Here is a 26,598-nt window from a genome sequence, read left to right on the forward strand (position 1 = left end):
TGGGTATCATACTGCGTAAGAATTGCAAAAGCTGCGATAATCGTTTGTATTAATGATTCCAGGAACTACTGGTCTAACGCCTCTGATGCACCGGAACTTCTTTACGCCCCTGTTTCATGGGCGACTGGCATAAAGGACAGGCCTTGCTCTCCCGATCCCGTGCGCCAGCGGCGATTCTCGCGTTGACTCGCTGCCAGCCTTTGCAATTGGCGCTGGTGCACAGCCACACGTCGACGATCTCCGTTGCAGCGGGTGCAGTCTGATGCTGTAAGCTGGGAGCGGAGCCTGATCCTGAACCGATGCGTTGGCTCCTCTGGCTGGCAGTGCTTACCGTTGCCCGCCCAGCAGGTGAAGGCAAGGATGAGCGCTTGGCTGAGGTTGAGGTCTCTATGCGGACCGTACGCTTTGCCGTAAACGTCGATCGCGGCGTTGACCCGCCGCCCTTGCTTGGGACGCTGTTGCCTTGCTTGCTCTGCTCGTCCGTAACGAACACATCGCGGAAGAAGCGGGAAACCTCCGCTTTTCGCCCCCGATAAAAGCCAGGCGAACTGACAATCAATTCATCCCGCGCCCTAGTGATAGCGACATAAGCCAATCTGCGCTCCTCTTCGAGCGCATCCAGCGCCTTATCTTCTTTGTCCGATAGCGGACGCTGATCCTCCCTGCGCTCGGCGTCCAAAGCGGACGTATGCGGCAGAATGCCCTCGCTTGCCCCGATCAGGCATACTGAGGGAAACTCCAGCCCTTTGGATTTATGGATCGTCATTAACCGGACGGCATCGGCATGTTCGTCCCGTTTCATGGCCGCCATTTCCTTATGAATGATGATCAGTCGATCGACAAATTCGACGAACTCAGCGATATCGCCAAAGCGCTTCGCCGAAGCCTCCAACTCATCCAGACCTTCCTGTATGAATTCCTTATGGAGGGTGATTTCCTGGCGCTCGTCTGCCTCCAGAAACTTGTCATAGAATTGGCGCCTCATTTCCTGTACCGCCTGAAGGGGCTCCATCGCCTTTAGTCCCTTAATGAGCTTTGTGCGATCTCTAATATTCTCGATCTGAAAATCCTTCAGGCCGGGAAAGGATAGAAGATGCGATAGAGGCCCTTTCTTGGGACGCGGAGCATCCTGCTGCCGGATGAAAGCCATGCCTTTATCCCGGTTCATGTACAGCGTATGGAGCATGCCCTCCATGGCCGTGAAATTGCGTCGGTCCAGCGACAGCCGCAGATGGTCCATGAGCGGTTTGACGATCCACTGTTCGTAGAACAGATCTCCATTCTCGTAATGAATGAACGGAATCTCCCGCATCACGAGCTGTTCAAAGATAGCCCGGCTGTTGTTCGCGGTCCGGTACAGAATCGCATGATCGCGGTACTGCTTTCCGTGCTCCCGGACCTGCTCGGTAATATGGGTCAGCAGTTGCTCCGCTTCTTGGTCGGGATCGCCTGGACGAAGGTATAGCGGTACGCTGCTGCTTTTGCGGGTCGAACGCAGCTGCTTGGGGCGGCGCCGTTCATTGACGCGGATAATTTCGTTCCCCAGCCCGACGATCGAGGAGAGAGAGCGGTAATTGATATCGAGCGTCACGACCTTAGCCCCGGGAAACGTCTGGTCGAATTCCAGGATGAATTCGTTGCGTGCCCCGTTGAAGCCGTAAATGGTCTGGTCATCGTCACCTACAACCATTAAATTGCGGTGCGGGGCGACGATTTTTTTGAGCAGCTCATAAGGCAGCAGTCCCGTATCCTGGAACTCGTCGACCATGACATAACGGTACCGCCTTTGTAGGGAGGCCAGCAAACCGGGATCTTGAGACAGCAGACGGTGGGACATGACCAGAATATCATCAAAATCCATCTGGCCATGGTCTTCCTTCCACGCTTCATAACGGGTAAAAATTTGCCTTTGCTCGACTTCTGCAGGTGTTTTGACAGGCAGCTCGTCAAGTCCGGTCATACTCATTCGATGGGCAGACCAGAGCGATAGCAACGTCTCAGCTTCGTAGCTATCCTGCAAGCCCATTTCCCGCAGGATGCGCTTCATAATAAATTGCTGATGTCTGGAATTGCTTAGGATTTCCTGCCTGTAGCCGCGGGTACGCAGCAAGTATAAGAAGAAGGAGTGGAAGGTTCTTGCCGTTACTTTGGCGGTTTCGCTAGCCCGTAAGCCGGGAAGCGCCATGATGCGTTCCTTCATCTCGGCTGCCGCCTTGGATGAGAAGGTGACAAGCAGGATGGAAGACGGATCGATCTTCTTGGCCGCAATGAGGTAGCCTGTCCGGCTGACCAGCACGGAGGTCTTCCCGGAGCCGGCGCCTGCAAGCGTAAGCAGCGGTCCTTGGGTATGTCGTACAGCTTGGATTTGGGCGCGGTTCAGCAGCATTCCCCGGGATTCCAAGCCGCGAAAAAAAGCCGCATCCGGCGCGTCATCGCTGATCAGGTCCTGGCTGTTCTCGAAGGAAGCCAGCTTGGCAAACGGAATATCCTGACGCTCTCCGCCGTATGGGCGTTTATAGAAGGGTATGGATGTCATGAAATTCACCAATCATTTCGTATTTCGATTATCGTCCTACCAGTTTACCGGATTCTCGGAAGTCTGGCAAAGCGCAGGATATGGATAAGAACCCCGGGATGCGAACACTTATGAATTCATGATGTGAATTTCAGAGGCGCACGCCAGAATTGCACTGATTTGCTCCGACACGTTTAGCCTACTAGACACGCGGATACGAACCAACTTTACCCCTGAGGAAAGTGTTATATTATTTGGGAATGTTTTTAGAAGAGCAAAGAAGAGAAGGACCATGTTCAAGGAGGAATCCCATGCTGGTTGTTATTGCTATTCTGCAGCTTATTATGATCGGCATTTTGCTGAACATCAACGGCAAGCTGAAGCCGCGAGACTATATTGCTGAAGCGATGGAGAGGGACCGCCGAATCCGGGAGGAGCGGGAGAGGAAGCGGCAAATGGAGCCATGGTCACATGAGGCAAGTGCTGACAGCGCAGATCATTCATGACCTGAATCATTTATATGAATAACAGCTATCCCGGGCTCAAAATAGGGGAGTCCGGGATAGCTGTTGCCCTTATGTGATTTTGAACATCGTGAGCATGGCTTCCTGTGGTGCACGGTGCGTAGTCCGGGGGAGGCCTGGATGGCTGTTGACATTATTCATGTCAGCAAGCCTGTTGAAGTATACGGCATTCGCCAAAAGACCATCACTCGGTCCAATTCCACAGCCGCACTTCTCCGACCCGCAGGTCGCGGACCCAGGATACCTCACGCAGGGTCAACAGCTCCTTAACGGGGCCGGTAATGACAGCACCATAGAGACGAACGCCGTTCTTTTCCACGTAAGCTAACGAAGCATCTACGTCAACAAACGGAGCCACCCGGTCGGCAATCAGGTCATACTCTTGCAGCAGCCGCAGCGATTTGATGAAGTGTTCATTCCGCAGTTTACCGTCCCCATAGGTGTCTATTGAAGGGTAATGTCCGCCGCTGGATACGATTTTGCCAAACCAACCGCGTTTTTCCTCCTTATAGGAGGTCACTGTCAAATCGTCATGATGCCAGACGGGATAAGAAGGAAAGCCGACAGGATGGGAGATTACACCGTCTCCGCGGCCGAATCGGTCATCCGGCCCGGTATCGACGGCAAACCAGACGGCCTCCATATCCCGGTTCTCGAACTGCTTCAGCAACTCGTCGGTCGAGAAGAAGCGGTTAAACGATACATAAGCCTCGGCCACGGTACCCTCTGGGAGTTTTTCAAGCCTGGACCAATCACCGCTCTTGGCGGAAGAGGTGCTAGCGTTCTGTTTTTTTGACTGTTCTTTGGGATCTTCGTCTTGATTCGAGGAAGAAGTCTCCAATGGGCTATTCGGCCGGTAGAAAATCCGTGATGGACTAGTGCGTTCGTTCCAGTCCATGTCGACGGACGGCAGCCCGAACAAGAAGTTCACGGTATATTCGCCGACGGTCACTCGTTCTTCCCCTACTTTCTTGTCTATATCCCCATACATCTCCTGCATGAAGAAGACTTTGCCCTGACTGTTGAGTCGAACGTCGATGTTAGGCTGGGATATCGAGATAGCGGAAGCGATGGCATCCCGATATTTATCGTTTCGGCTTGGGTCGCCGACACCGTAGAATAACGCTGTACCAATTGAGCTAAGGATGGATACAACTAGAAACACAGAAATAACCGTCAGCGTATTCGAGATTCGGGCCTTCCATTTGCCCCTGCGCACGATTCGCTTTTCTTTCTTGGGCGAGAGGCCGGTCTGATCGTCAGCGCGCTTGTGCATAGCGCTATTAGAAATAGAGCTTGTGTTATCCATCATTTCATCCAGGTAAGCCTGGTATTCCTCCAGCTTTTCCATTTCCCGCTCTACTTCGATTTTTTCCTCGTCACTCAAATTGCCATCTGCGTAATCCTTCAGCCGCTGTTTAAATTCTTCGCTCATAGTGTCCCTTCCTTTCGTTTCATTTCCCGCAGCCGTTGCCTGGCCCGAAATAACGTGATTTTGATATGGGATAAGGTGATGCCCATAATATCCGCCGCCTCCTGGTAGGAGAATTGATGGAAATCCACCAAGATAACCGCCTGCCGCTGCTTCTCCGGAACATCCGTCAGCATTTGCCCGATTTCTCTTTGGGCTTCTTGCTGAAGCAGGATGTTCTCCGGGGTATTGCGGTCGATCATCTGATCGAAAAAACCAGCGTCCCTCACGATGCTGCGGCTGGCCTTCCGCTGATAATCCACATAAGCGTTATGGGCAACCCGAAATAGCCATGGCTTGATTCGTTCTTCCTTCCAATCCTCGAGGTACAGATATGCCCGGTAAAAGGTTTCCTGTACCAGGTCTTCCGCCGTATGGTGATCCTATGAGAGGGAGTACAAGTAACGATAAACGTCTTTCACGTAATATTGATAAATCGATTCCAGACTGTTCAGTTTCATGTCCTCCCCTCTGTGTAACACACGTTTAGCCAGAGCATAAAGTTACACTTTCGGCTATAAAGAAATTGAGTTCAGCGATTTAACCCCTAAACCGCAAAAAACAAAGCCCGCTAGATGAGCGGGCTTCCGATAGAATATGAAGTGCTGTAGAAAAGGGGGTTACCGTAAACGGTGGGACTCACGCGCCTCTGCAGCATTCGGAAATCACTTGCTATTCTTGTCTATATAGGCCGTCAGCGTTTTGTATTGCTTGCTGTCTTTTTCGGCATAGTCCAGCGCTGTTTTTCCGGACGCGTCTTGGATGGAGGCATCCACTTTGTGCTGGTTCAGCAGCTTGTCGATGAAAAAGTCATTCTTGTGGATGACAGCCAGATGAAGCGGTGTCTGACCATCGAAATTTGGCAGGTTGTAATCAAGCTCACCAGCTTTTCCGTCCATCTGTACAAACGGGTCGTAGAGGGAGGAATCGCCGTTTAGAATCAAATAGTGCAGCAGGCCGTTGCCGGTTGCTTCGTCTTGGGAATACAACTTCGCTTCACCGGCAGCGATAACAATATAAATCTTTTGCATATTCAATTCGCCGTTCACTTCGATCAGCTTGCCAAGGTTTTTCACCAAATGGCGTTCTTGAGCAGGTGCTCCTTCGGACTCGGAAGGCGTAGTCGGGCCAACCGGGATTGCCTCTCCATTCGAGGATTTGGGAATAATCCCGATCTGATCGGCACCAACAGAGCCGACCTGATATCCAAGCGCTTCCGAGAAGTCCCGGACAGGGACATAGAGCTTGTTCTGAATGACAACGGGGGACTCGGACAGCTTGGCCTCCGAACCGTTGACCAGGATCTTGGAATGGGACGGTACGGCCTTCAGATAAACGGCAGCGCCAACAACCGTACCTACTGTCAGTGCCACGCCGACGATTGCGCCGAGTGCAAAAGCAGGAATAGAAGAGAAACGTTTTTTCATAATATCCTCCCATGGCGGTATATGGACTTTTACACCATTATATACCAATACAGCGTTACCTCAATTGAATACTCGGATCCAACACGATAATTCGCTGTTCATTTAGCGCGGTGTGTAGCAGATCATCCTTCAGTTGCTGCGTGCTGGTTATGACCTCAGGCTGGTTTGTCTTGATATCCGTTGTTAGTTTGTTCACTAATCGTTCGATCGATAGCATATCCCGATATTCTGGCGGGGAGTAGTCTTCCCAGTACTGATCTTCGCTGATGCCCATCGTATCCAGAATGCGCGAGTGCTGTTCTTGCACCTGCTGCGGCTGGGTCTGGAGCGTCTTCCGAAGATCCTTGGCCCTTTGAATTCCATCTTCCAGACTCGCCGCAACGCCTTGTTCATCGGCCAATTGAAGCATTAATTCCTTTGTTGCCATTTCTTTAAGAAGCGCAGAGTCATCAGGAAGGGGCGCGGTGCTATGCGCGAGGTTATTCTTATAGGTCGTTAAATGGGTATGTGTGATGTAGGTGGAACCAACTTGAATCAGCGCCTGTCCGTTCATGTTGTCGTTCATGCGATGATTCCGGCCCGAGCGATTCGAAGCATCCGTAAAGAAGAGTATGATGCTTACCGTCAGGACGCTTGCCACAGCGATGCTGAGAATGGTGATATACTTACGGTTTATTTTCATACCTGACACCTCTCTTGGCAGGGATATATGAAAACGAAGATATATTATAGACGTTTCGTCAGCCTGAAAGGTTCTAGAAAAATGCAAAAAAACGCCTAAAGGCACAAGGTATAAGTGTTTTCAGGCGCAGAAGTTGCATGATGATGGAATGACAGGCTTCACGTTGAAACTTACTTACGAAGCAGTCGGGTTTTATGTGCATAGATAATCGCTTTGTCCGCGAGAAAGGCAGCGTAGAGGAGCAGGAAGACCGAATAAGGAAATCCGGTACCGTCGAGGCTCGGAACCAACCATTCGGCGGCAATAAAGTACAGCAGGGTCAACAGCACCGGGAGCTGCCGTTTCAGGTGGTATTTCCAAACCGACCAGATGACACCGGCAGTCCCGGCAAACAGCATGAGGAGACGGACGGCGTCCAATGCGGATTGCACGACCTTTCGGGCTTCCTCATTTCCGATCGCAGCCGCATATTTGGAGGTGCGGCCAGCAAATATGCTCCGGAAGAGATGAACCAAAGGGTTGCCTTCGATGTATCTCGATTCGAGCCACAGCGAGGCAAGGTTCCACGGACCGGACATATACATCAAACGATTGAAAAGCGGGATATTCAGCCACCATGGGGACAAGATGAGTAAATAACCCGCGCTAATAAGAATGAGCCCGCCGGTTACAATTTTGACCGGACTGCGGTACTTGACCCAAAAGGCAATGAACAATACCGGGTACAGCAGCGCCTGAAGGTTGTAGCAAGCCATAAGCGCCGTAAGCGCGCCAGCAGCCGCGTACCAGCTAGCCTGCTTCAATTCAAGCGCTCCGATGACGGCGCAGACCAGAAGAAGCATTAGGGTCTGCATGGTCGTATCCGGCAGGATCAGCCGGACAGCGCCGTAAGCCGGCCAGAATAGAGCGTAGATCATGCATGACAGAAAAGCGATTCGCGTATTAAACATGTAGCGGGACAGCACAAAAACCAAGTAGACGGAAAATGCATGGAAGAGACATTGGAGCAGCTGGTAGGCGATCAGGGCAGCATCCATGCTTCCGAACAAGGCGGTAAGTCCGGCAATCATAAGCGGCACACCGGGCATGACGCTGGAGGCATGTTCTTCCAGGTCTCCACCGGGGTGGCTGATCATGGCCGCACTTTGGATATATCGTTCTTCGATTACGCTGCTTATGCTCGGGGAACGTTCATGAAGACCGGTAAGAACCAGCAGACATGACATAACCAGAACGGCAGCAATCAGTACCAGCAGCATCCTTCGCTGCACACGGTTTAACGTCCATATGGAAAACAAAGGGTCCACTCCACTCTGTATATAATCTCTAGGGTTCAAATCAGAATTTATACCCTTATATATTAAAGAATAAACGGTGAAATAAAAAGGCTCCGCCAAAACGGAGCCCATAAGTTCAAGTTACGCTGCAGCGACAAGATCTGTCCCACGATTAAAAGCCGCTGTGATACTTATCGTTACTGGATGAACGATCCTTTGACGTCCCGTCCCGCTGCTTCTCTTCCTGGCGCTCCAGCCTGGCGTCTTCCATCGGAATCGGGTCCACATGCTGTTCACTCTCAAACTTATCGAACAGGCTTTCTTGTTCCGTCGGGTATTGTTCAGGGTGATCCATGTTGCCGGGACCGTTGTGAAGCGGAAGATCCTTTTTCTTGTCAGCCACCGTTTCTCACCTCATTTTATCGTTGTGATACTACCTTTATACCTTATTTGGGGAAGTATCAAACATGAAGAGGCGATAAAGGGGAGGGGATTGGTTTCTTTAAGATGTCTCCGAACTGGCTGCAGGCTGCTGCTGCGCTTCTGCCTTAATTCTTAAATAACGGATAAACAGCTCAACAAGCTCCGGATCGAATTGCGTGCCCGAGCAGCGGAGCAATTCTTCAATTCCCTCCTCGAAGGATTTCGTTTGCTGGTAAGGCCGTTCCGTTGTCATCGCGTCAAACGAATCGATAATGGTCAGCATCCGGCACAGCTTGGGGATTTGGCTGCCCTTGAAGCCGTGCGGATACCCACCGCCATCATATCTTTCATGGTGCAATTCGATGTAAGGAACCAGTTCCTTGAACTTCTCGTTCGTTTCTGCAATGCGTTTCCCCCAGCTGACATGCCGTTTGACGGTTTCCCATTCGCCGGCCGTGAGCTTGTCCCGTTTGTTCAAGATCCCCCAAGGAATCTCAAGCTTGCCGATATCGTGAATGAGTGCGCCGAGTACGAAATTGCGTCGCTCCACACTATCAAGCTCGAGCACTTCGCTGATATCCATGGCATAGCGGAATACCCGTTTGGAGTGTTTGAACGTATCCACATCTTTATACAAGAACAGCTTCAACTGCTGCTCGATATCGCGGACGTCTTCCGCGAAGTCGATCTCGGATTCTTTTTCGGCGCCGCTCCCGTATACATGCACATTATTCTTACCCTGCTTCTTGGCATAGTACAGCGCCTGATCGGCAAGCTCGACGAGTTGTGACTTGTCATGGATGTCAATCCGATAGGACGCAACACCAGCAGAGAATGAGAGACACCCCGAGGGAAAAATCTCGACGCCGTCAAAATAGGTATCGTTCAGTTTTTTGCGAAGCCTGTTAATGAAGGAGCGTGCTTTGTTGTCATCGTAACCCGGCATGAGAATCGTGAATTCCTCGCCGCCGAAACGGGAGGCTACCACCTCGGCCATTTCGGATTCTACCTTGAGGTAATTGCCGAGAAATCCGAGCAGCATGTCGCCTTTCAGGTGTCCGAATTGATCGTTGTATTTTTTGAAATCATCAATATCGATCATGGCCAGTGACAATGGCGTCTCATTGGTCTTGGCTTTCTTGATCTCGTCTTCCAGCAAATTTTCGAAATAACTGTGATTGTACAATCCGGTTCGTTGATCCTTGATGGCTTTCTCTTGTACCTGTTTATACATCGTGAAGAGCTGCTTGAAGGAATAGGATAGCATCACGCTGAGACCTATAAACAAGGTTAGTCCGAATACGCCGTTATGTACGATGAGTATGGAGAGAACCAGCGAAAGAATGAGCGTGCTGAGGTAAACTAGCAGTGTATCTTTCATGAAGGTTTTCAAAATATCATATAACGATCCCTTGTATAGAAGGTAGTAGTAGAAACCGACAAGGAAGACGTTGATAACAAAATAAACAACCAACGCTGCAACATACGCGCCAAATTGATTATTGTGAATAGGGCCTGCTTGTCCGCCTGCCATTTTGAAAATGAAGGAGGATCCGACGATCATCACGGTATACACGGAGAAATTAACAAAATGCTTCCAAAAGGGGATTTTTCTGTCGTAAAGCGCCATGGCAAGGGAGACGAGCAGGATGACGGACAGCGCAAAAGGTGCCCCATAGATAAAGATGCATGCCAGGTAAACAGAGGAATCCATGGACTGTAAATTACCCTCTGGCGGCAGCTGGAAGGTGAAGTAATTTAAGATGAGGGCGGCGCCTAACATCGCATAGACCCATACCCACTGTGAAGGAGTATAATGGAGAATTTCCCCTTGATGCACCAGCAGGAAGATGGAACAGCCCAGAAGAGAAAGAAAAACAAAATACAGCTGTCCCGCAAAGCCTTGAGAGAACCTAGGACGCTTAAATATGGACATAAATGATTTCTCCTCAATAAAAATCAATGGTGTATTCTCCACATTTTAAGGTATATTGCGATGCAAAACAACGAAAAAGATGTAAAAAAACAGGCTGAATTTTCCAGCCTGTTTCTTATGGAAGTCTATTATCCGAATCTGTAACCGGAAGTCAGAGCGACAACAACAGAAGCAACGATGATGGCATTCAATACGATGCGGGAATACTTGATTTTATCAGTTTTCTTCACAGTTCTCCCTCCTTTCCAGGTGGTATGATGTATGATTAATTTTGTGGTTCCACACGTTCATTGGTATCGGATTTGCGTATTAAGGTTTGAACAGGGGTATTCTTCCCGGAAGTCATTAGATGGACGATGTAGAAGAATATACCGACATTCATGATGATATCTCCGATACTGATCACCTGTGTTCTTGGGTACGGCGGGGATAACGGTATAATGTCTCCCAGGAACGGCAGGCGGGTAGAGGCGTCCATCAGATAGTGTTTGGTGATGACGGTGCTGTTGCTCAGCATGTCCACGTAATAAGGATCCAGAACGGAAGTGGCGCTCATCGATACGGGCATTCTGCCACCGTTCACTGCCATGACAAGGAAATTCAGAAAGACACCTGCCAAGATGCTGCCAAAACCTTTCTGATCCCGGTTTATCCAGAGAAAGATCATACCGGCAACGTAGATGAACATAAAGACGTAGCCACTTGCGGCTGCCAACCAATCAGAGTTCACTTGAAAGCGGAATATCAGCAGCTGCACAATCAGGAGTATGGGGAAGATTAAGCCGCCCTTCAGACGGATCTTACTGAATTGCTGCAGTCCATGACGGAGTCCGCCACGTATCAGTCCGACAATTAATCCGAGTATAATGCCGTCAAATACCATGATAGAATTCCTACTTTCATAGTTCATTATCTCTGTAATTAATAGTTCGACAGCGAATTGGTAATTCCTTCAACAAAAATCAAATTTTATGAAAAAAATTAGAAGGTCGGATGAAAAGCTTGTCCCTTCCTGTATGAATCTAATGATTTATGTATATTATAGCAGATAAAAAGGATAAATCTTCCTACTTTTTTCGTGTTTCTGTTGCAGAAAAGAGCAAATTATCGAACTTTACATACCTATGGGGGGTATAGTAAAGTTAAATGGTACAATATTATATGATAGGAGGACGACAGCATGAAACAAGTGACATTGACAGTGGAAGGCATGTCCTGCAACCATTGCGTGAACTCGGTGGAAGGCGCGCTGAAGAATGCGGGAGCTTCTGGTAAAGTCGATCTTGCATCCAATACAGTGGCCGTCGAATACGACGAAACCAAGGTCAGCCTTGAAGCATTGAAAGAAGCGATTGAAGAGCAAGGCTACGATATCGTGTCCTAACGAAAGATTCCCTGGAACAATCCAAAGCCGCGAGCTTTGGCTAAAATAGGAGCCGGCTGCTGAAGCGATCGACAGCAAGCCGGTTTTTTTGCGCTGCCAATCACCTTCCGCGTGAACTTGCACTGCTCAAGCCGAAGTTTCATAATAGATGAAACAATTCTTTCAGAGCCTAAGGAGTGGAAACTCGATGAATGATACCCTATCACTTCTGATGAACCATCGATCGATTCGTAAATATTCGGATCAGCCCGTGTCCGAGGAGCAGCTTAGGGCAGTTGTGGCAGCAGGTCAGATGGCATCAACCTCAAGCAACGTCCAGGCATACAGCGTGATTGCCGTTACCGATCCAGAGAAGAAGCAGCGGTTGGCCGCTTTAGCGGGAAATCAGGCGTATATTGTGGAATGCCCGGTATTTCTTGTGTGGTGCGCGGATCTGTATCGTTTGAAAAAAAGCACAGAGTCGCACGTGGTTGATCAAGAGACGTATGAAGATTCGACCGAGAATTTCATCGTGGCCACGGTGGATGCCGCTTTGGCTGCGCAGAATGCCGCGATCGCCGCGGAATCGCTCGGTCTTGGCATCGTGTATATAGGCGGGGTCCGCAACTCCATTGCCGAGTTCTCCGAGGCTTTGGAACTGCCGGAACTGGTCTATCCGGTATTTGGCATGTGCCTGGGCTACCCGGATCAGGAGCCGGGGCTTCGCCCTCGGCTTCCGGTGGAGGCTGTTTTGCACCGCGACAGCTATCATCGCGCGGCTACAGAGGAAGTGAAGAATTACGATCGAACCTCTTCCGAATATTTGTCTAAGCGTACCCATGGCAAAAATAACACGCCGTGGTCGGCGCTTATGGCTAAACGCCTGGCAGAGCCGGTAAGGCTGCACATGAAGGACTTCCTGAAAGGGAAGGGTTTCATGGGGCGTTAGACATGAATAGAGAAAGCCGGTACGGCGCTCTCGTAAATCAATAGAGAGAGGCGGGTACGGCTGCTCTCGTGGGAATACTCTTCGAGGGTACGGTGCTAGGAACTAAGCTCGGCCGCCTAACCGAACCCGGCCGCGGAACCAAGCCCGCCTCGGAACCAATCCCACGCCAGCGGGCTTTCGGAACCAAGCTCGGCTGGCGTGGGATTGGTGGAGTCGGAGACGCAGTGCACCGTAAGTTTGCACCGTAGCTTCCAAGCCGTGCAGTGCACCGTAAGTTTGCCGTAGCTTCCAAGCCGAGTAGTGCACCGTAAGTTTGCCGTAGCTTCCAAGCCGCAAGCCGGAACGAGTTACGGCCCGCCCGGCAGTAGCAGTATCGGACAGCAGATCCGTTATTTTCGCTATGGGCTCGTTTTTGCCGGATCTATCGGACACACGTTCCGTTAAGTAGGGTATAAGCCGAAATATGAGAGCCTTATTCGGTGAATAACGGACCTCATGTCCGCTACCATTCGAAAAATGGCGCTTTTGATCAAAATAAGGTCCGCTGAGTCCGCTAAATTGTGCAACTATTTTGTACATCGTGCGCACTGCTCCCTGTGCGCGATGCGTTGTTCGGGGCATGCTTGGATGACTGGTCGGCGCTAAACGTGCCGCCATGTACGACGCTTGAACGTAAGCTATAACACAGAAACGGGGCTGTCCCAAAAGGTCATGAAATACGGACCAAGGGACAGCCCTTTTTCAGTAGTCTCCTTTTATATGGAGATTACTGATCAGGATCATGTGTTGGCAAATCCATCTTCTCCGCATGCTGAACCCAGTCTGATCTATTTGCCAATGCCCTGCTGACGGTATTGTCCGGGCGTGATCCCTTCAAGCTTCTTGAACATTCGATTGAAGTAGGGAGGCTGATATCCTGCAGCTTCCGCAATCTCGTGAATGCGAAGATCCGTGGTCAGCAGCAATTCTTTACAGCGGTTCATGCGCACGGTTGTCAGATAGTCTATATAATTCGTGCCCGTCATCTGCTTAAACGCTTTGCTCAGCTGGGATACGCTGACACCGGCTTCCATGGCCATGGTATCCAGGGACAGGTCTTGCATCCCGTTTTGCTCGATTTGCTCCAGTACGTTTTCGACCAGCGATTTCATGGAGCTGTTGAAATTTTTTGTTAACTGATCGAGGTAGGGTTCGATGATTTCTTTCTGGAACCAGGTCACGCAGGCCTTCGGATCCCGAAGCAGGGAAAGCTGCTCCTGCAGATTGGAGAAATTGTACACCTGATATGGATTTAAGCCAGCCTGCAGCATAGACCGGTGAACGCTTGTGATTAACCGCATGAGGCCATGGTGGACATGCCACTCCGAACCTCCCCCGGCCTGAAGCGCCGTTACGAAGCGGCTTAGGGAACGCAGCGCATCTCCCTGAAGCCCAAGATTCAAGGTGTGAATGAAATCCTGCTCCAATTCCAGCGGAAAGTCGATCCAGTCGTTTTTCTGGGAAAGCACGGTTTCTGCCTCCAGCAGCTGACTGCCTGCATCAAATGATCGGTAATGCAGCGCCCGCTTGGCCTGTTCGAGAATATGGGGAACATCCGTCCAGGTTGAGCTTGGTCCTCCCAATACGATGGTTGCCGACATGCGGAGCGTATCGCGCAAAGCCCGCATGATCTGATCGCACAGCTCCTTCATCAAAAGCGACTGTTCATCGGCTTGATGGGAAGCCGGAACGATCAAGATGACGCCGAATGAGCCGTCGAAGAAATTGATGGGATGCATATACGCGCTTATGTCCTCTGCCAGCTCCTGGATCACGTTCAGGGCGGCATAGGTGAGAAGATGCTGATCGTTTTCCGTCAGAGGCGTCCGATCCTCCCCGTGGGTATGCTGCTGAAGCACGATGGCCGAGAACTGTTTATGGGTAATGTCAAGATCCATCTCTTGCAGCTTGAGCACGTATTCGGGCTCCGTCAGGTGGGCGGCTTGTCCACTCAAAAATTGATTGATATAAGCCTCCCTGATCGCGGGCAAGGACCGCTTCCATTGGCTTTGCAGCGTATCGTGCGAGAATCGGTACTGCTTCCACTCGTGTTCAATAAAATCAAGCTCATTGTATCGCAAGCTCGGTTTGGCCTGATCACCGCCAATCATATTCAGCATCTTGCTTATAGGACGATACATGCTCTTAGAGGCAAACCAGCTCACAGCCAGCGATGCCGCAAGCGCAAAAGCAAAGCAAATCAGAATGATATGGGTGTACGGCTTCGTTGGAGCAATGATCTTGGATTGCGGCGTGCCTGAAACATAGGTCCAATTTTGTTGCATTTTTTCAAATTGAACGGTGTTCACCAGCAACACATCCTGGTCCACCGGAACCTTCAACCGCAAATGATTCGCACTTCGGGCATTCTCCGGAAGCTTTAGCTGTTCCTGAATCGCGTTCATCGCTTTCGGCATGCTGCGGCTCATTCCCGACTCCCCGATGACGTGACCATGGTCGTCCAGCAGGAACGAGAGATTCTCGCTATTGCGAATGACGTGCAGCTTCGACGGATCAATATAGATGACGATCGCGCCATAGGGCGTATGACCGTTGAAGGGAAGTCGCATGACGAGCGCGTGGGAAGATTTATCCTTGTTAAAAGGCCGCTCCAGGTCATGGACCCAGAACATGTCCGAATCTCCTTCCATGAGCTTGTTGAAGCTTATCGCATCCTGTTCCTGATCCAGCGTCCGCAGGCCGAGATCAGGCTCCATGATTTTGTTTTGCTTTTTGATATACAGATAGACCTGATCTACCAAGGGATCGGCATTCCCCACTAGGTTGAGCGTACTGAACAGCTCGTTTGTCTCCTCGATATTCGATACAAAGTCCATATCCGACAACGAAGGCTTGAAATGGGGTTTCACCACCATATTGAGGGCGTAGTGGACCAACTGGGTAAATTGCTCGTCTACTTGTCTCGCAGCGTCAACCAGGGCTTCTTCGTTCCGCTGCTGATATTGGTTAATCATATGCTGGTTGCCCACATAAAGGTAAACGGCCGTAATGGCCGAGATGGGGAGGCATGTTAACAACACGGCCAGCGCGATGCTTCTCCAATACATAATACCTTTGAAAACGGATTCAGGATTCTGTTGCCTCATTACTTTAACCCCCTGTTGGCATAGACAAATCAAAGGCTTAATCAAAGCGAGCCGGTAAATGATTACTTCCTATCATAGCGAATGAGTGGATGAGTTGAAAAGATCATATCTTCCCAATTGAGGTTGGGACAACGTTATCGATTAACCGAAGCGGACGTTCATTCGTCGTGGAAAAAAAGTGCAATACAAGGAAACGAAAGGGTCCTCAATACCTTAGAGACCAAGCATTTCCCTGCGTTGTGCAGGAAGATACGGGTTATTGGAAACGGCGGAAAAAAAGTGGAATTGCAGGGAATGTTGCAAGCGTTTACATTAGAACTACATTCCGTGAACGGTATGTTGAACAAGATGACAAGGCTGAAAGTGAGGGAGTATCGATGAAAGCACAAGAAACCGTTCAGTCGGCAAAAGGAAGCGGGATCCCCCCCATTCCCATGAGATCCAAAACGAAGTGGGGGCGGATATGGTCGGATGTTTCGCGCGACAAATATTTGTACGTGCTGGCCTTGCCGGGTCTGATCTTTTTTATCATTTTCAAATATATTCCGATTACGAATCTCGTAATTGCCTTCCAGGAGTATTCTCCATACTTTGGGGTGCTCGGAAGCCCCTGGGTAGGGTTTGAGCATTTCACCCGGTTTTTCTCCAACCATGATTTCTGGATGCTGCTGCGTAATACGCTGGCGATCAGTTTTCTGAGCTTGATTTTCTTTTTTCCGGCACCGATCATTTTATCTTTGATGCTGAATGAAGTGCGGAACTCCTTCTATAAGCGGACCATTCAATCCCTGGTGTATATCCCCCATTTTTTATCCTGGGTATTGATCTACGGTCTAACCTACCTCATGTTCTCGCAATCGGAGGGCTTGTTTAATAAGTGGCTCATCTACATGGATTGGGAGACAATCGATATTCTCTCCAACCCGAACTATTTCTGGGGTATGCTGACGGGACAATCCATCTGGAAGGAAGTCGGGTGGGGGACGATCATCTTTCTCGCGGCTATCGCTGGAGTAGACCCGCAATTATATGAAGCAGCCGTCATGGATGGCGCGGGCCGTATGAGACGGATGTGGCATATTACCCTGCCGGCGATGCGCAACGTGATCCTGATTCTGTTGATTCTCCGTCTGGGAACGATTCTGGATACGGGATTCGAACAGATTTATCTGATGATGAATGCACCTGTCACCAATGTAGCCGAAGTGTTCGATACCTATGTATACCGGGTGGGGATTCGGCAGGGTGAGTTCAGCTACAGTACGGCCATCGGATTGTTCAAATCGATTGTCGGCGTCATCCTGGTGGTCACGGCCAACCGGTTGGCGAGACGGTACGGTCAAGAAAGCTTGTACTAAAGGATTGGCGAAGAGACAAGGAGGAGTAAAACATGCATGAGAAAGGATGGAAAACCAGGCTGTTCGGTTTTGTGAATAACGGATTGCTGCTGATCATCGGTTTGGCAACGATATTTCCGATTTACTATACCGTTATTTTGTCGTTTACCGATCCGGTGGAATATTATCAACGAAGCTTGATATTATGGCCGCGGGTTTGGACGCTGGATGCTTACAAGCATTTACTGTCCAACGGATTGTTTGTCACCTCGATTTCCGTGAGCGTGTTCCTGGCTACGGTTGGCACGCTGCTCAGCCTGCTTGTTACCGGGGGCTTGGCTTATGCGGTGTCCCGTAAACGCCTTCGATTTCGCAAGGCCATCATGATTATGATCCTAATCACCTTTCTCTTTACGCCGGGATTGGTGCCGCTGTATTTGGTCGTCCGCAATGTGGGACTCATTGACAGCGTCTGGTCGCTGATCCTGCCGAGCTTGACCAGCGCATGGTATGTGCTGCTCATGAAGGGATTCTTCGACAGCATTCCGGAAAGTCTGGAGGAAGCCGCGATGATCGACGGCTCGAATGATATCGGCGTATTCTGGCGAATCATTCTGCCGTTGTCGCTGCCGGCGTTGGTGGCGTTTGGATTGTTCTTTGCCGTCGGCTATTGGAATACGTACTTCAACGCACTGATGTTTATTAACGACCAGAAGATGTGGCCGCTGCAAGTATTGCTGCAAAATATGCTTGTGGACCCAACAACGATGGGATCGGGGAGCGGCGGCGGATTCGCCTTCCAAGTGAACCGTCCCGTCCCAACAGAAACGTTGAAGATGGCGGCGGTCGTGATTGCAACCGTTCCGATCATGTTAGTGTATCCATTCCTGCAGAAACACTTCGCCAAAGGGGCGATGGTAGGCTCTGTCAAGGAATGATCCGATATACGGTCTAACTGCCATCATGATCAGTCAGACGAGATGTAAATTAAAAGGGAGGTCTAATGATGAAAAAAAAGGAAACCAAGCCGGGCAAGTCGTTTTTAAAAATGTCGGGGGTGCTGCTCTTGGCAAGCTCACTCTTGCTTAGCGCATGCGGCAGCCGAGACGGAAGTGCACCGAGCGATAACGGAAGCGGAACAGACAGCAGTGAACCAACCAGCATTACGATACAGACCCTGAATTATGCCACCGAATTCATAGATAACACCAATGTACTATGGAAAGAGCTCGAGAAACGCACCAATACCAAGCTGAATATTACGTGGCTGTCGCCGTCCACGGCCGAAGAGAAGATCAATGTCATGCTTGCATCCGGCGATCTTCCGGAGGTTACTTTCGTGGAAACGATGCAGAACCCGCAGCTGCAGAAAATGCTGAAGCAGGGCGTCTTCTGGGATCTGACGCCGTTTCTTAAAGACTATCCGAATTTGAACCGCGAAGAACTGAAGGAAATGTGGGAAATCACCAAGGTGGATGGCAAGAACATCGTCATTCCTCGTTATTATCCTAGCTATGGCGGCGGAGTGTTCCCGATGATCCGCAAGGACTGGCTGGATGCCCTTAAGCTGGAAACGCCCAAAACGCTGGATGAGTTCCATAACGTGTTAAAGGCTTTTAAGGAACAGGATCCGAATGGTAATGGACAGGCCGATGAGATTCCATATGCCGCAAATCCGGGGGCTCTCGCTTATATTTACAATATATTTAATGAAACGCAAGGGTCCTGGAAGCTTCAACCCGATAATACCCTGACTCCGATTATGACGTCGGACGAGTCAAGGGAGGCCATGCTGTGGATCAAACAGGCTTATGACGAGGGCTTGTTCCCCAAAGACTTCGCGATCATGAAGTTCTCGCAGGTGATGGATACGATGCGAAGTGCCAAGGCAGGGGTAGGGGGCATGTCCATGAACCATGCCTGGGTGACCGGCGAAGCCGTGAAAGGCGTTGACCCCAAGGCGGATCTAATGCCGCTTGCTTACTTGGAGAATGCAAACGGGGTGAAGTATACGCCTTCAGGATCGCCGTACTATGGAGTGTACCTGATTCCGAAGAAAGTGCCGGAGGCGAAAGTGAAGAAAATCCTCGAGTTTTTCGATTACGGTTATAGTCAAGAAGGCAATGAGATGCTGACCTACGGAATCGAAGGTGTCCATTATAATGTGGAGAACGGGAAGAAGGTTGCAACGCCGCAGGCCGCCGTGGATAAGACGGGTGACGGCAACTTAAACAATATGATTCACCTCGTCAGCGACGATATGGCCATCAGCGCGGTAGGGATGCCGGATGAAGTTTATGAGCGAAACGTAGAGATTGTCACAGAGCGCAAGACGGTCAAGGTTCCGAATCCTTCAGGAGAGCTGTATTCGGAAGCCTATAACAAATACTATCCCGAGATTTCCAAGAAGGTGGAGGATATGCGGGTCATGGTCATCACGGGCAAAGAACCGGTTGAATCGTACGATAAACTGATCGAAACGATCAAGAGTGATCCGAAGATGAAGGAAATTACAGACGAGATGTCAAAGGCGTATCAGGAGAAGTACGTTAAATAATGGAATCCAATACCACAATGCTGCAACTTGCATTGTGGTTTTTTGGCGTGAATAACAGGAATAGCTCCTCCATGTTATATTTCTGATGTCTAATATTAAACATCCTATAATTTTACATTAAAGCATAAAATATTACATGAGGGGAGGATATAAAGTCATGGAAACGAAGGAAGGCATAAAGTTTAATATCGAGCAAGAACGGCATAAGCTTCATAAGATGAAGCAGCGGTATCGTGATTTTAATCATCCTAAAGTCCTCGGTCAATCGATCGTGCTTGATGAGTTGATTAATCAATATAACCGATTTCTTAAAGAAAACAAGCCGATTGCGTAAACAACCGACTTAAAGCTGAATGAAGATTCTTTTTATAGATCGTAAAGTCTCGCGGCGTTCTCATAAAAAATCCTGCGAGCCTCGGATATGGACAGCCCCTGAAGCTCCGCCCATGCCGCAGCCACAGCAGCCGTCATCCGAGGATGGGTCATCTGTCCGGTGAACGGACCTTCGAACGGCCAAGGACCATCGGTTTCGGTCATGACGAGATGATCCGGATACCTACATGCCATATCCCGAATTTCTTCCTCATAGAGGATGTCAGGCGTGAAGGAAATATAGTATCCGTTACCGGCCATCCGCTGCAAGGTGTCACGGGAGCCCTTGAACCAATGGAAATGGGCACGAGTGACGCCGTATTTTTCGAGCAAATCACATGCGATATCCGCATCTTCATATACAGCGTGCAGAATCACCGGTTTATGATGCTTTTTAGCAAATGCTATAAATTGCTCCAATAGATAGGCGTAAGGGCGGTTATCCCAAGGTCGGCCCTTCGATTCAGCCTCCAGCCTGGCGTAATAGGGGAGACCCACCTCTCCTACGGCGACCATCTCATCGGCATGCTCTGCCATCCAATCCAGCAGCTCTTCGGTTTCGTTCGTGGAAGGGAGGTGCTGCTCCGGATGATAACCGAAAGCCGGCCGCACCATCGGTCCGTACTGCCTGGCCAGCTCCAGGTTTCGCTTGCAGGAAGCCAGATGCATGGAGACGGAGATAACGGATTGAACCTCATGATGACGGATATCCGCGAGAATCGCTTGTTGATCGGATAACGAATAGCTGTCCAGATGAATATGAGTGTCCAACAGTGGTAAATTGGCTTCACTTTGCGTGAATGATTTCATCGTTACATAACCTCGCTTGTAAGCTTCCACGAAGCGCTTGGCTAATCATGGATGTATGTATTCCGCTGGCCTTAATCGGTCAGCGCTTATGCTGTTCTTCCCGCATGATGGCGGAAATTTCGGTTTTTAATGCGATGAAGGACGGATCCATCAGGATGTTTTCCCGGCGCGGGCGGGAGAAAGGGACTTCTACCCGTTTCAAGATGGTTCCGGGCCGGGCTGACAGGATATAGATGCTGTCCGAAAGGAGCAGTGCCTCCTCGATATGATGGGTAATCATCAGCACCGAACGGCGCGTATCCTCCCAGATATCGAGCAGCCAGCGCTGCATATCGCTGCGCGTCAGCGCATCCAATGCGCTGAACGGTTCATCCAGGCACATGACTTCCTGGGGACTCATTAGTGCGCGCAGAAAAGCCGCCCGCTGCTGCATTCCGCCTGAAAGGGTGTGCGGATACGCCTTCTCGAAGCCGGTGAGGCCGGCCCGTTCCATCCAGCTGCGGGCATGTTCCCTGGCAGCGGCTTTCGTGGTGCCTCTCAGCTCCTCGGGAAGGAGCACATTGTCCTCCACCGTACGCCAAGGGAACAGGGCTGGCTGTTGAGGCATATAGGCGATGCGGCCTTTTTCCCCGGTCACGTCCTGACCATCCATGAGGACCGAACCCGTATCCGGAGCGGTTAATCCCCCGATGATATGGAAGAGTGTGCTCTTTCCGCTGCCTGAAGGACCGATCAAGGAGACGAATTCCCCGGGTTGTACCTGAAGCGAAAGGCCATCCAGTACATGCACTTCGCTGCGCCGGTCGCGGAAGGTTTTCCGAAGGCTGCGAACCTCGAGGGCAGGTGCTGATGAGACCGACGCAGTGGACGGGTAAGCCCCGTCCTGCACAGGCAGGGATACTTGAGGTGTCATATCGATAAATGGCCTCTTTTCATATAAGATTCGAAATGTCTATTCACAAGGGGCTCAACCTTTTCGATTCCAGCGGATGAGCCGCTTCTCCAGCAGGGTGATCAGCAGCACCATCAGCAGGCTGAGCAAGACGATGACCAGGATGGCAACAAATACCCGATCCGTGCGGTAGCCGGATTTTTGCAGCATCATGTAGTAGCCGATTCCCCGGTCCGAGCCGATCCATTCCCCGATAACCGCCCCCATCACCGAATAGGTGGCCGCAATTCGAATCCCGGAGAAGATGGAGGGAAGGGCATGCGGCAGCTCCAGCTTGGTGAAAATTTGCCACGAGGTAGCCCCCGCCATCTGCATATAATTCATCATGGTGCGGTCGGTACGTGCGAGTCCATCCAGGGCCGCAACAGCGACAGGGAAGAAGCAGACCAGCGTAATCACGATAACCTTGGGCAGCATGCCGAAGCCGAACCAAATCATGAGAAGCGGGGCTAGGGCGATTGTCGGCACATTTTGGCTAAGAATAAGAAGCGGATAAAGGGCGGTTTTGAGAAAAGGCACCATGTGCAGTGCCAGCGAGATGATTAGACCGATTGCCGTACCGATTATAAAGCCGATCAGGGTTAATTGCAGGGTGGCCGCTGTATGCTGGAAGAGACCGGAAGCTCCAGTAACGGCCTCATGCCCGATGGCCGTCGGTGCAGGCAAAATAAAGGGTTCAATGTCGAACACGGATACTGCCGCCTGCCATACCACCAAAAAGAAGAGAACCGCCACAACGGGCGGCCAAACAGAACTCCACCAGCTTCTCATGGACGGTATTTCTCAGTCAGCTTATCCATGCTGATGCCGCTTGGATGATGCGCGATTTTGACCTGGGATATGATGCTGGGACTGCCCGCATTCACCAGCGCCTCGTGCATGCGCTCAACGATCCTGAGCAGCTCGGAGAGCTCTCCTTCCATGGTCGTTTCGAGTGCATGAACCTCGTATTTCACGCCTGATTCCTGAATAACCTTGATCGCTTCATCTACATAAGGGATGCTGTCGGTCCCGTTTGGCGTTCTCGGTATTACTTGAATGCTCAAGAGAGTATTCGCCATATAAACTCATCCTTTCGTGCAAGCTGTATTGTAATGGAAGAGAGGCGGCCTGCTGCAAAGGCCGTCTCTCTTCTTTAATATAGAAATAACCTTATGGCTTCTCCGGTAAAAATTCATTGGTAAATGCGCTGTCAGCGTCAAGCTCCTTCTCCAGCAGCTTGCGCTCAAACATCCAGTCTGCGTACCCCGACCATACTTCGGCTTTCTGTTCGCCCCAGCGGGATGCATCATCCTGATAACGGGGGCTCAGCCATTTCTGGCTGGCGAGAACCAGTTCGGCATCCAGGTCGGGAACAGCCTTCGTCAGCAGGGCTGCCGCATCTTCGGGATGTTGAATCGCATAGTTGTATCCTTTTGAAGTCGCCCGCATGAACGCTTTGACAAGCTCAGGGTCTTCCTGGATCTGCTTCTCGTTCGTTACGATCACCGGTGTGTAATAATCAAGCTGCTTGGAGTAGTCCTTCACATAAATCATGTCAAGCGGCTCATTGCGAAGCTCGGCTTCAATACCCGTCCAAGCATAGAAAATCCAGGCGAAATCAATGTCGCGTTTGACGGCCGTAAAATAATCGGCATCGCCCATATTGACCATATTCACCTTGCTGACATCGGCACCATCGATCTCCATGATGGACTTCATAACCGCTTCCTCCACAGGCGAACCCCAGCCGCCATAGGATTTCCCTTCAAAATCGCCTGCCTTCAAGATGCCTTTATCCTTGGGAGCCGCAAAGCCGGATGTATTATGCTGAATGATCGCTGCGATGGAAACGAGCGGCAATCCTTGGGTTCTGGCCAGCGTTACGCCTTCCTGATAGCTGATGCCAAACGGCACATTTCCGGATGCGACCAGCGTATCCGTTCCGCCTGCTCCCGGCTGGACGATCTGGACATTAAGCCCTTCTTCCTCATAATACCCAAGCTCCTTCGCTGCATACAGGCCGGTGTGATTCGTATTGGCAGACCAATCGAGCATCAGCTGTACGTCACGGAGCTTCCCGGAAGTCTGACTGTCCTCACCTGCGGCGCCTGTCTTCTTGTTCTCTCCGCTTGTACCGCATCCGGACGCAACCATCAGCAGGACGCAAGCGAGAAGCAGCGGAATCCATCTTCCCTTCTTCATCGTTTCTTCTCTCCTTTAAGTTCTCTTTCTATTACCTCGCAACTCCACAAAAAAAACGCCCTGATGATATCAGGACGCATGACGGCGTAAGTGTATACCACGGCAAATAAATAGCTGCCGCAAACATGGGCTTCCTACGCTGGCATTACCCAGATCAGGTGTAAGGGTCAGTATCATATCGGATACACTCTCAGCCGGCCAAATTCCAGCTCCCCCGGTATTTATGAAGTTTCGATCATTACATCCGCTATTATAGTCCTAACACAGCAGACCTGTCTAGTTCGAAGAGGCGCGAACGTGACAGGTCTTTGTTAGAACACTAATGCAATGGGAGAATTAATTGATGCTATGAACCTTTCACAAGGTAAAGTGTTTGAATACGGCTTCTACGCAGAGATTAGCGCTGGAAGAACTCAATCCATTCTCCTTCGGGACCGTGCACGAAGAAATAGCGGTACCCGTTCGGAAGCGTCACGATTTCCTCGTCCAAGTGAGGAACGTCAAGTCCCTGCACACGGGCATATTCCTCTTCAATGTTATCCGTGCTGACTGCAAAATGATGTACCGTTCCTTCCGAAGGCAGCGTGTCGCTGTATCCCTGAATAAGCTCGACTTCCGTCTCGTTGCTGCCGTTAAATCCTAGGAACGCCAGCTGGATGACGCCATTAGTATGGGTCAGGCGGTCCTTCAGCTCAAGTCCGACTACGGATGTATAGAAGGCGATTGTAGCTTCAAGGTCCCGGACAACAATACCAACATGATCCAATCGTTTCTGTGACATGGTTCAACACCCCTTCCGATTCATATAAGATATGACTGAAATATTATCATATAATTCCTATACGTCAAGTGGGTGTTATGTTGTTTGTGCACAGACTAATAAGATGATTTTTCTTTCATTTCCTCATCTTTACTTTTGGGTGGGCAAAAAGTATCATGAGAAATAGATATGTTAATTCAAAAGACCTAACACACTTAAAGTGAACCAGCGTACCTTTTGGCCGAGGAGGAATGCTTATGAGTCCAACTCCAGCAGATCATCTGTGGATTCGACTCGCCATAATATATGCATTCATTCAGATAATGATCGCTCTGTGGATGCCTGATGCTTTATCGCTTCAGCGTGTACTAGTCATTATTTCTCCTGCAGCCGCTTCCGTTTATTTAATGCGGATCCGTCGGCGTTTTGAGGTTCATCTTCGCAGGTTTTGGCTTATTGTGAGTCTCGGATTGATGGGGGAGGCAGTGGCCCGAACCCTCCACGCATGCAATATCTGGTTTGGAAAAGAGAACGCTTTCCTGCCAGTTCTAACCCATTTGTTCTGGGGGCTCGAACTTATCCTGTTCGCAAGTTCTCTCATTTATTTATTCCGGCATGTTCAGGGTTCGTTTCGGGGGCTGCGGTTTATGCTGGATATCCTGATTGTTGGCATAGCGGTCATGACGGTAGGATGGGAATATTTCATCAAGCCTGAGCTTCAGGGTCTGGTCCATGAGGCAGTATGGGGAAACCTTTGGGTGGACATGCTGTATCCACTGTGCGCAATGGTACTTATTTTTTTTACACTGGTGTTGTATTTTAATACCGGACAGTTAAGGAAATGGGCGGCCATCCTGTTATGTCTTGGCGGAAGTACATTTATTGCCGGAGATGTTCTGTACATCTATCTCGTTGATCTTTTGGATATCGAGGTTCGCTCCTACCTGTATCCACTCTATACGTTATCGGTATTTTTCATTAGTTTCGCAGGCGGACAGTCCGCTCCTGAAACCCGTAATCCATCTGTTGGCGAGCGGGAGCCTCGTTCAACCGGAAACCTGATCGTAAGGTACCTGCTTCCCTACAGCGTGCTCGGCGGGATGTTTGCCCTTATGGCGCAGCATTTTGGAGGGTGGACTGGACTGTTTACCGGCCTTTCCCTGTGCGTTATCCTGATCTTGTTCAGGCAGATTTTGATCCAGTTCGAGAACGACCGCTTGTTGGACCGACTGCATGAAAGTCTGATGCAGAGTGAATCCCTGGCACATCGCGATGATCTTACGGGGCTGTATAATCGTCGTTATTTTAATGCAAGGCTGTCAAGTTCGCTGAAGGAGGCGGACCGCACAGGTTCCCGTGTAGGCTTGCTGTATATGGATATGAATCGTTTCAAACGAGTCAATGACCGATACGGCCACCGTGCCGGCGATTTGTTGATACGAAAGGTTGCAGACCGGCTTCAATCACTCGAATCCAAGGGAGTTTTGGTTTCCCGTTTAGGAGGAGACGAATTCACAGTCATGATCCATCCGGCCGGTGATGATCAGGAGCTGATCTGGATGGCGGAGGAGATCTGGACGATGCTTAGTGAGCCGTACGAGCTGGAAGGGCATGAGGTCCGAACCACGCCGAGTATCGGTATTGCGGTTTATCCAGATCATGCCAGAAATGACCAGGAGCTGATTGGTCGTGCGGATGCAGCGATGTATGCGGCGAAGGAACGGAACGCCCCCTGGCATTTTGATGTAGAGCGGACGATGCTGCTGCAGCTTTTGGATCAAAAGGTGAGTAGATGAATGTATGACCATAGTATCGACAACAGGTTGTTAAAAGCAATATAAGTCGATTTTTGTAGAATTTGATGCAATCATTGCACGAATCTTGCGCATTTCTCTTAAAATAGGTCATAACTT

Annotated in this window: 25 protein-coding genes and 1 riboswitch; of the genes, 8 read left to right on the forward strand and 17 right to left on the reverse strand. The window is 50.2% G+C overall.

The window, feature by feature from the left end; translation table 11 throughout:
* Positions 1 to 73 precede the first annotated feature (73 nt).
* Positions 74 to 2,536 carry a UvrD-helicase domain-containing protein gene (locus tag MKY48_RS03100; protein ID WP_339269960.1) on the reverse strand — a complete coding sequence of 821 codons (2,463 nt, stop codon included), beginning with the start codon at positions 2,534 to 2,536 and terminating at the stop codon, positions 74 to 76.
* Positions 2,537 to 2,826: 290 nt separating this feature from the next.
* On the opposite strand from MKY48_RS03100, the gene MKY48_RS03105 reads away from it, so the two are divergent.
* Positions 2,827 to 3,021, forward strand: coding sequence for a hypothetical protein (locus MKY48_RS03105; RefSeq protein ID WP_339269961.1), 195 nt, complete (start codon positions 2,827 to 2,829; stop codon positions 3,019 to 3,021).
* Positions 3,022 to 3,223: 202 nt separating this feature from the next.
* Here MKY48_RS03105 and MKY48_RS03110 read toward each other — a convergent pair whose 3' ends face one another.
* The 8 genes from MKY48_RS03110 to MKY48_RS03145 form a co-directional block, all read right to left on the reverse strand.
* Positions 3,224 to 4,474, reverse strand: a complete 1,251-nt coding sequence (locus tag MKY48_RS03110) for an anti-sigma factor (protein WP_339269962.1) — start codon at positions 4,472 to 4,474, stop codon at positions 3,224 to 3,226.
* Positions 4,471 to 4,872, reverse strand: a complete 402-nt coding sequence (locus MKY48_RS03115) for a sigma-70 family RNA polymerase sigma factor (protein ID WP_339273378.1) — start codon at positions 4,870 to 4,872, stop codon at positions 4,471 to 4,473. Before MKY48_RS03115 ends, MKY48_RS03110 begins: the two co-directional genes overlap by 4 nt.
* Before the next feature lie 303 nt (positions 4,873 to 5,175).
* Entirely contained in the window at positions 5,176 to 5,937 is a 762-nt protein-coding gene (locus MKY48_RS03120) for a stalk domain-containing protein (protein WP_339269963.1), read from the reverse strand.
* Between the two features lie 55 nt (positions 5,938 to 5,992).
* The gene (locus tag MKY48_RS03125) at positions 5,993 to 6,619 is read right to left on the reverse strand and encodes a hypothetical protein (protein WP_339269965.1); all 627 of its coding nucleotides are present in this window, start codon (positions 6,617 to 6,619) and stop codon (positions 5,993 to 5,995) included.
* Between the two features lie 170 nt (positions 6,620 to 6,789).
* Positions 6,790 to 7,917, reverse strand: coding sequence for a glycosyltransferase family 39 protein (locus MKY48_RS03130; protein WP_339269967.1), 1,128 nt, complete (start codon positions 7,915 to 7,917; stop codon positions 6,790 to 6,792).
* A 151-nt stretch (positions 7,918 to 8,068) separates the two neighbouring features.
* Entirely contained in the window at positions 8,069 to 8,299 is a 231-nt protein-coding gene (locus MKY48_RS03135; protein ID WP_098741711.1) for a hypothetical protein, read from the reverse strand.
* Positions 8,300 to 8,398: 99 nt separating this feature from the next.
* Positions 8,399 to 10,255 (reverse strand): diguanylate cyclase, encoded by a 1,857-nt coding sequence (locus MKY48_RS03140; RefSeq protein WP_339269969.1) that lies wholly within the window; start codon positions 10,253 to 10,255, stop codon positions 8,399 to 8,401.
* A 265-nt stretch (positions 10,256 to 10,520) separates the two neighbouring features.
* Entirely contained in the window at positions 10,521 to 11,138 is a 618-nt protein-coding gene (locus tag MKY48_RS03145) for a DUF5317 domain-containing protein (protein WP_076322309.1), read from the reverse strand.
* 297 nt (positions 11,139 to 11,435) lie between these two features.
* On the opposite strand from MKY48_RS03145, the gene MKY48_RS03150 reads away from it, so the two are divergent.
* Both MKY48_RS03150 and nfsA read left to right on the forward strand, forming a co-directional pair.
* A complete protein-coding gene (locus MKY48_RS03150) occupies positions 11,436 to 11,639 on the forward strand; it encodes a cation transporter (protein ID WP_076322308.1) in 204 nt (67 codons plus the stop codon).
* 187 nt (positions 11,640 to 11,826) lie between these two features.
* Positions 11,827 to 12,567 carry an oxygen-insensitive NADPH nitroreductase gene (gene nfsA, locus MKY48_RS03155; RefSeq protein WP_339269971.1) on the forward strand — a complete coding sequence of 247 codons (741 nt, stop codon included), beginning with the start codon at positions 11,827 to 11,829 and terminating at the stop codon, positions 12,565 to 12,567.
* 102 nt (positions 12,568 to 12,669) lie between these two features.
* On the opposite strand, the gene MKY48_RS03160 is transcribed toward nfsA, so the two are convergent.
* Both MKY48_RS03160 and MKY48_RS03165 read right to left on the reverse strand, forming a co-directional pair.
* On the reverse strand, positions 12,670 to 13,146 hold the full coding sequence (locus tag MKY48_RS03160) for a hypothetical protein (RefSeq protein WP_339269972.1): 477 nt from the start codon (positions 13,144 to 13,146) through the stop codon (positions 12,670 to 12,672).
* Between the two features lie 248 nt (positions 13,147 to 13,394).
* Positions 13,395 to 15,713 carry a helix-turn-helix domain-containing protein gene (locus MKY48_RS03165; RefSeq protein ID WP_339269974.1) on the reverse strand — a complete coding sequence of 773 codons (2,319 nt, stop codon included), beginning with the start codon at positions 15,711 to 15,713 and terminating at the stop codon, positions 13,395 to 13,397.
* A gap of 377 nt (positions 15,714 to 16,090) precedes the next feature.
* On the opposite strand from MKY48_RS03165, the gene MKY48_RS03170 reads away from it, so the two are divergent.
* The 4 genes from MKY48_RS03170 to MKY48_RS03185 all read left to right on the forward strand — a co-directional run bounded on the left by MKY48_RS03170 (position 16,091) and on the right by MKY48_RS03185 (position 19,941).
* On the forward strand, positions 16,091 to 17,071 hold the full coding sequence (locus MKY48_RS03170) for an ABC transporter permease subunit (protein ID WP_339269976.1): 981 nt from the start codon (positions 16,091 to 16,093) through the stop codon (positions 17,069 to 17,071).
* Between the two features lie 32 nt (positions 17,072 to 17,103).
* Positions 17,104 to 17,988 (forward strand): carbohydrate ABC transporter permease, encoded by an 885-nt coding sequence (locus MKY48_RS03175; protein ID WP_076322305.1) that lies wholly within the window; start codon positions 17,104 to 17,106, stop codon positions 17,986 to 17,988.
* 68 nt (positions 17,989 to 18,056) lie between these two features.
* On the forward strand, positions 18,057 to 19,607 hold the full coding sequence (locus MKY48_RS03180) for an extracellular solute-binding protein (RefSeq protein ID WP_339269978.1): 1,551 nt from the start codon (positions 18,057 to 18,059) through the stop codon (positions 19,605 to 19,607).
* Between the two features lie 157 nt (positions 19,608 to 19,764).
* Complete coding sequence (locus MKY48_RS03185) at positions 19,765 to 19,941, forward strand: aspartyl-phosphate phosphatase Spo0E family protein (RefSeq protein ID WP_076322303.1); 177 nt, start codon at positions 19,765 to 19,767, stop codon at positions 19,939 to 19,941.
* Positions 19,942 to 19,973: 32 nt separating this feature from the next.
* Here MKY48_RS03185 and MKY48_RS03190 read toward each other — a convergent pair whose 3' ends face one another.
* The 6 genes from MKY48_RS03190 to MKY48_RS03215 form a co-directional block, all read right to left on the reverse strand.
* Complete coding sequence (locus tag MKY48_RS03190; RefSeq protein ID WP_339269980.1) at positions 19,974 to 20,789, reverse strand: TatD family hydrolase; 816 nt, start codon at positions 20,787 to 20,789, stop codon at positions 19,974 to 19,976.
* 79 nt (positions 20,790 to 20,868) lie between these two features.
* Complete coding sequence (locus MKY48_RS03195) at positions 20,869 to 21,702, reverse strand: ABC transporter ATP-binding protein (RefSeq protein WP_339269982.1); 834 nt, start codon at positions 21,700 to 21,702, stop codon at positions 20,869 to 20,871.
* Positions 21,703 to 21,756: 54 nt separating this feature from the next.
* A complete protein-coding gene (locus MKY48_RS03200) occupies positions 21,757 to 22,512 on the reverse strand; it encodes an ABC transporter permease (protein WP_339269984.1) in 756 nt (251 codons plus the stop codon).
* Positions 22,509 to 22,802: an MTH1187 family thiamine-binding protein gene (locus MKY48_RS03205; RefSeq protein ID WP_339269986.1), complete on the reverse strand. Its 294-nt coding sequence runs from the start codon at positions 22,800 to 22,802 to the stop codon at positions 22,509 to 22,511. The genes MKY48_RS03200 and MKY48_RS03205 overlap by 4 nt, the downstream gene beginning before the upstream one ends.
* A 91-nt stretch (positions 22,803 to 22,893) precedes the next feature.
* The gene (locus MKY48_RS03210; protein ID WP_339292286.1) at positions 22,894 to 23,925 is read right to left on the reverse strand and encodes an ABC transporter substrate-binding protein; all 1,032 of its coding nucleotides are present in this window, start codon (positions 23,923 to 23,925) and stop codon (positions 22,894 to 22,896) included.
* Between the two features lie 114 nt (positions 23,926 to 24,039).
* Positions 24,040 to 24,151, reverse strand: a riboswitch (TPP riboswitch).
* Between the two features lie 171 nt (positions 24,152 to 24,322).
* Positions 24,323 to 24,706 (reverse strand): VOC family protein, encoded by a 384-nt coding sequence (locus tag MKY48_RS03215; protein WP_076322297.1) that lies wholly within the window; start codon positions 24,704 to 24,706, stop codon positions 24,323 to 24,325.
* 236 nt (positions 24,707 to 24,942) lie between these two features.
* Between MKY48_RS03215 and MKY48_RS03220 the strand changes: the two genes are divergently transcribed.
* Positions 24,943 to 26,481, forward strand: a complete 1,539-nt coding sequence (locus tag MKY48_RS03220; protein WP_339269990.1) for a GGDEF domain-containing protein — start codon at positions 24,943 to 24,945, stop codon at positions 26,479 to 26,481.
* Positions 26,482 to 26,598 lie beyond the last annotated feature (117 nt).

It is taken from the genome of Paenibacillus sp. FSL W8-0187, assembly GCF_037969755.1.
Classification (GTDB): Bacteria; Bacillota; Bacilli; order Paenibacillales; family Paenibacillaceae; genus Paenibacillus_AQ.

What these genes read in the sequence shown, in the direction of transcription:
- MKY48_RS03100 (WP_339269960.1), bottom strand. Translation starts at nt 2,536, where the DNA reads ATGACATCCATACCCTTCTATAAACGCCCATACGGCGGAGAGCGTCAG.
- MKY48_RS03105 (WP_339269961.1), top strand. Translation starts at nt 2,827, where the DNA reads ATGCTGGTTGTTATTGCTATTCTGCAGCTTATTATGATCGGCATTTTG.
- MKY48_RS03110 (WP_339269962.1), bottom strand. Translation starts at nt 4,474, where the DNA reads ATGAGCGAAGAATTTAAACAGCGGCTGAAGGATTACGCAGATGGCAAT.
- MKY48_RS03120 (WP_339269963.1), bottom strand. Translation starts at nt 5,937, where the DNA reads ATGAAAAAACGTTTCTCTTCTATTCCTGCTTTTGCACTCGGCGCAATC.
- MKY48_RS03125 (WP_339269965.1), bottom strand. Translation starts at nt 6,619, where the DNA reads ATGAAAATAAACCGTAAGTATATCACCATTCTCAGCATCGCTGTGGCA.
- MKY48_RS03140 (WP_339269969.1), bottom strand. Translation starts at nt 10,255, where the DNA reads ATGTCCATATTTAAGCGTCCTAGGTTCTCTCAAGGCTTTGCGGGACAG.
- MKY48_RS03145 (WP_076322309.1), bottom strand. Translation starts at nt 11,138, where the DNA reads ATGGTATTTGACGGCATTATACTCGGATTAATTGTCGGACTGATACGT.
- MKY48_RS03150 (WP_076322308.1), top strand. Translation starts at nt 11,436, where the DNA reads ATGAAACAAGTGACATTGACAGTGGAAGGCATGTCCTGCAACCATTGC.
- nfsA (WP_339269971.1), top strand. Translation starts at nt 11,827, where the DNA reads ATGAATGATACCCTATCACTTCTGATGAACCATCGATCGATTCGTAAA.
- MKY48_RS03160 (WP_339269972.1), bottom strand. Translation starts at nt 13,146, where the DNA reads ATGTACAAAATAGTTGCACAATTTAGCGGACTCAGCGGACCTTATTTT.
- MKY48_RS03165 (WP_339269974.1), bottom strand. Translation starts at nt 15,713, where the DNA reads ATGAGGCAACAGAATCCTGAATCCGTTTTCAAAGGTATTATGTATTGG.
- MKY48_RS03170 (WP_339269976.1), top strand. Translation starts at nt 16,091, where the DNA reads ATGAAAGCACAAGAAACCGTTCAGTCGGCAAAAGGAAGCGGGATCCCC.
- MKY48_RS03175 (WP_076322305.1), top strand. Translation starts at nt 17,104, where the DNA reads ATGCATGAGAAAGGATGGAAAACCAGGCTGTTCGGTTTTGTGAATAAC.
- MKY48_RS03180 (WP_339269978.1), top strand. Translation starts at nt 18,057, where the DNA reads ATGAAAAAAAAGGAAACCAAGCCGGGCAAGTCGTTTTTAAAAATGTCG.
- MKY48_RS03185 (WP_076322303.1), top strand. Translation starts at nt 19,765, where the DNA reads ATGGAAACGAAGGAAGGCATAAAGTTTAATATCGAGCAAGAACGGCAT.
- MKY48_RS03190 (WP_339269980.1), bottom strand. Translation starts at nt 20,789, where the DNA reads ATGAAATCATTCACGCAAAGTGAAGCCAATTTACCACTGTTGGACACT.
- MKY48_RS03195 (WP_339269982.1), bottom strand. Translation starts at nt 21,702, where the DNA reads ATGACACCTCAAGTATCCCTGCCTGTGCAGGACGGGGCTTACCCGTCC.
- MKY48_RS03200 (WP_339269984.1), bottom strand. Translation starts at nt 22,512, where the DNA reads ATGAGAAGCTGGTGGAGTTCTGTTTGGCCGCCCGTTGTGGCGGTTCTC.
- MKY48_RS03205 (WP_339269986.1), bottom strand. Translation starts at nt 22,802, where the DNA reads ATGGCGAATACTCTCTTGAGCATTCAAGTAATACCGAGAACGCCAAAC.
- MKY48_RS03210 (WP_339292286.1), bottom strand. Translation starts at nt 23,925, where the DNA reads ATGAAGAAGGGAAGATGGATTCCGCTGCTTCTCGCTTGCGTCCTGCTG.
- MKY48_RS03215 (WP_076322297.1), bottom strand. Translation starts at nt 24,706, where the DNA reads ATGTCACAGAAACGATTGGATCATGTTGGTATTGTTGTCCGGGACCTT.
- MKY48_RS03220 (WP_339269990.1), top strand. Translation starts at nt 24,943, where the DNA reads ATGAGTCCAACTCCAGCAGATCATCTGTGGATTCGACTCGCCATAATA.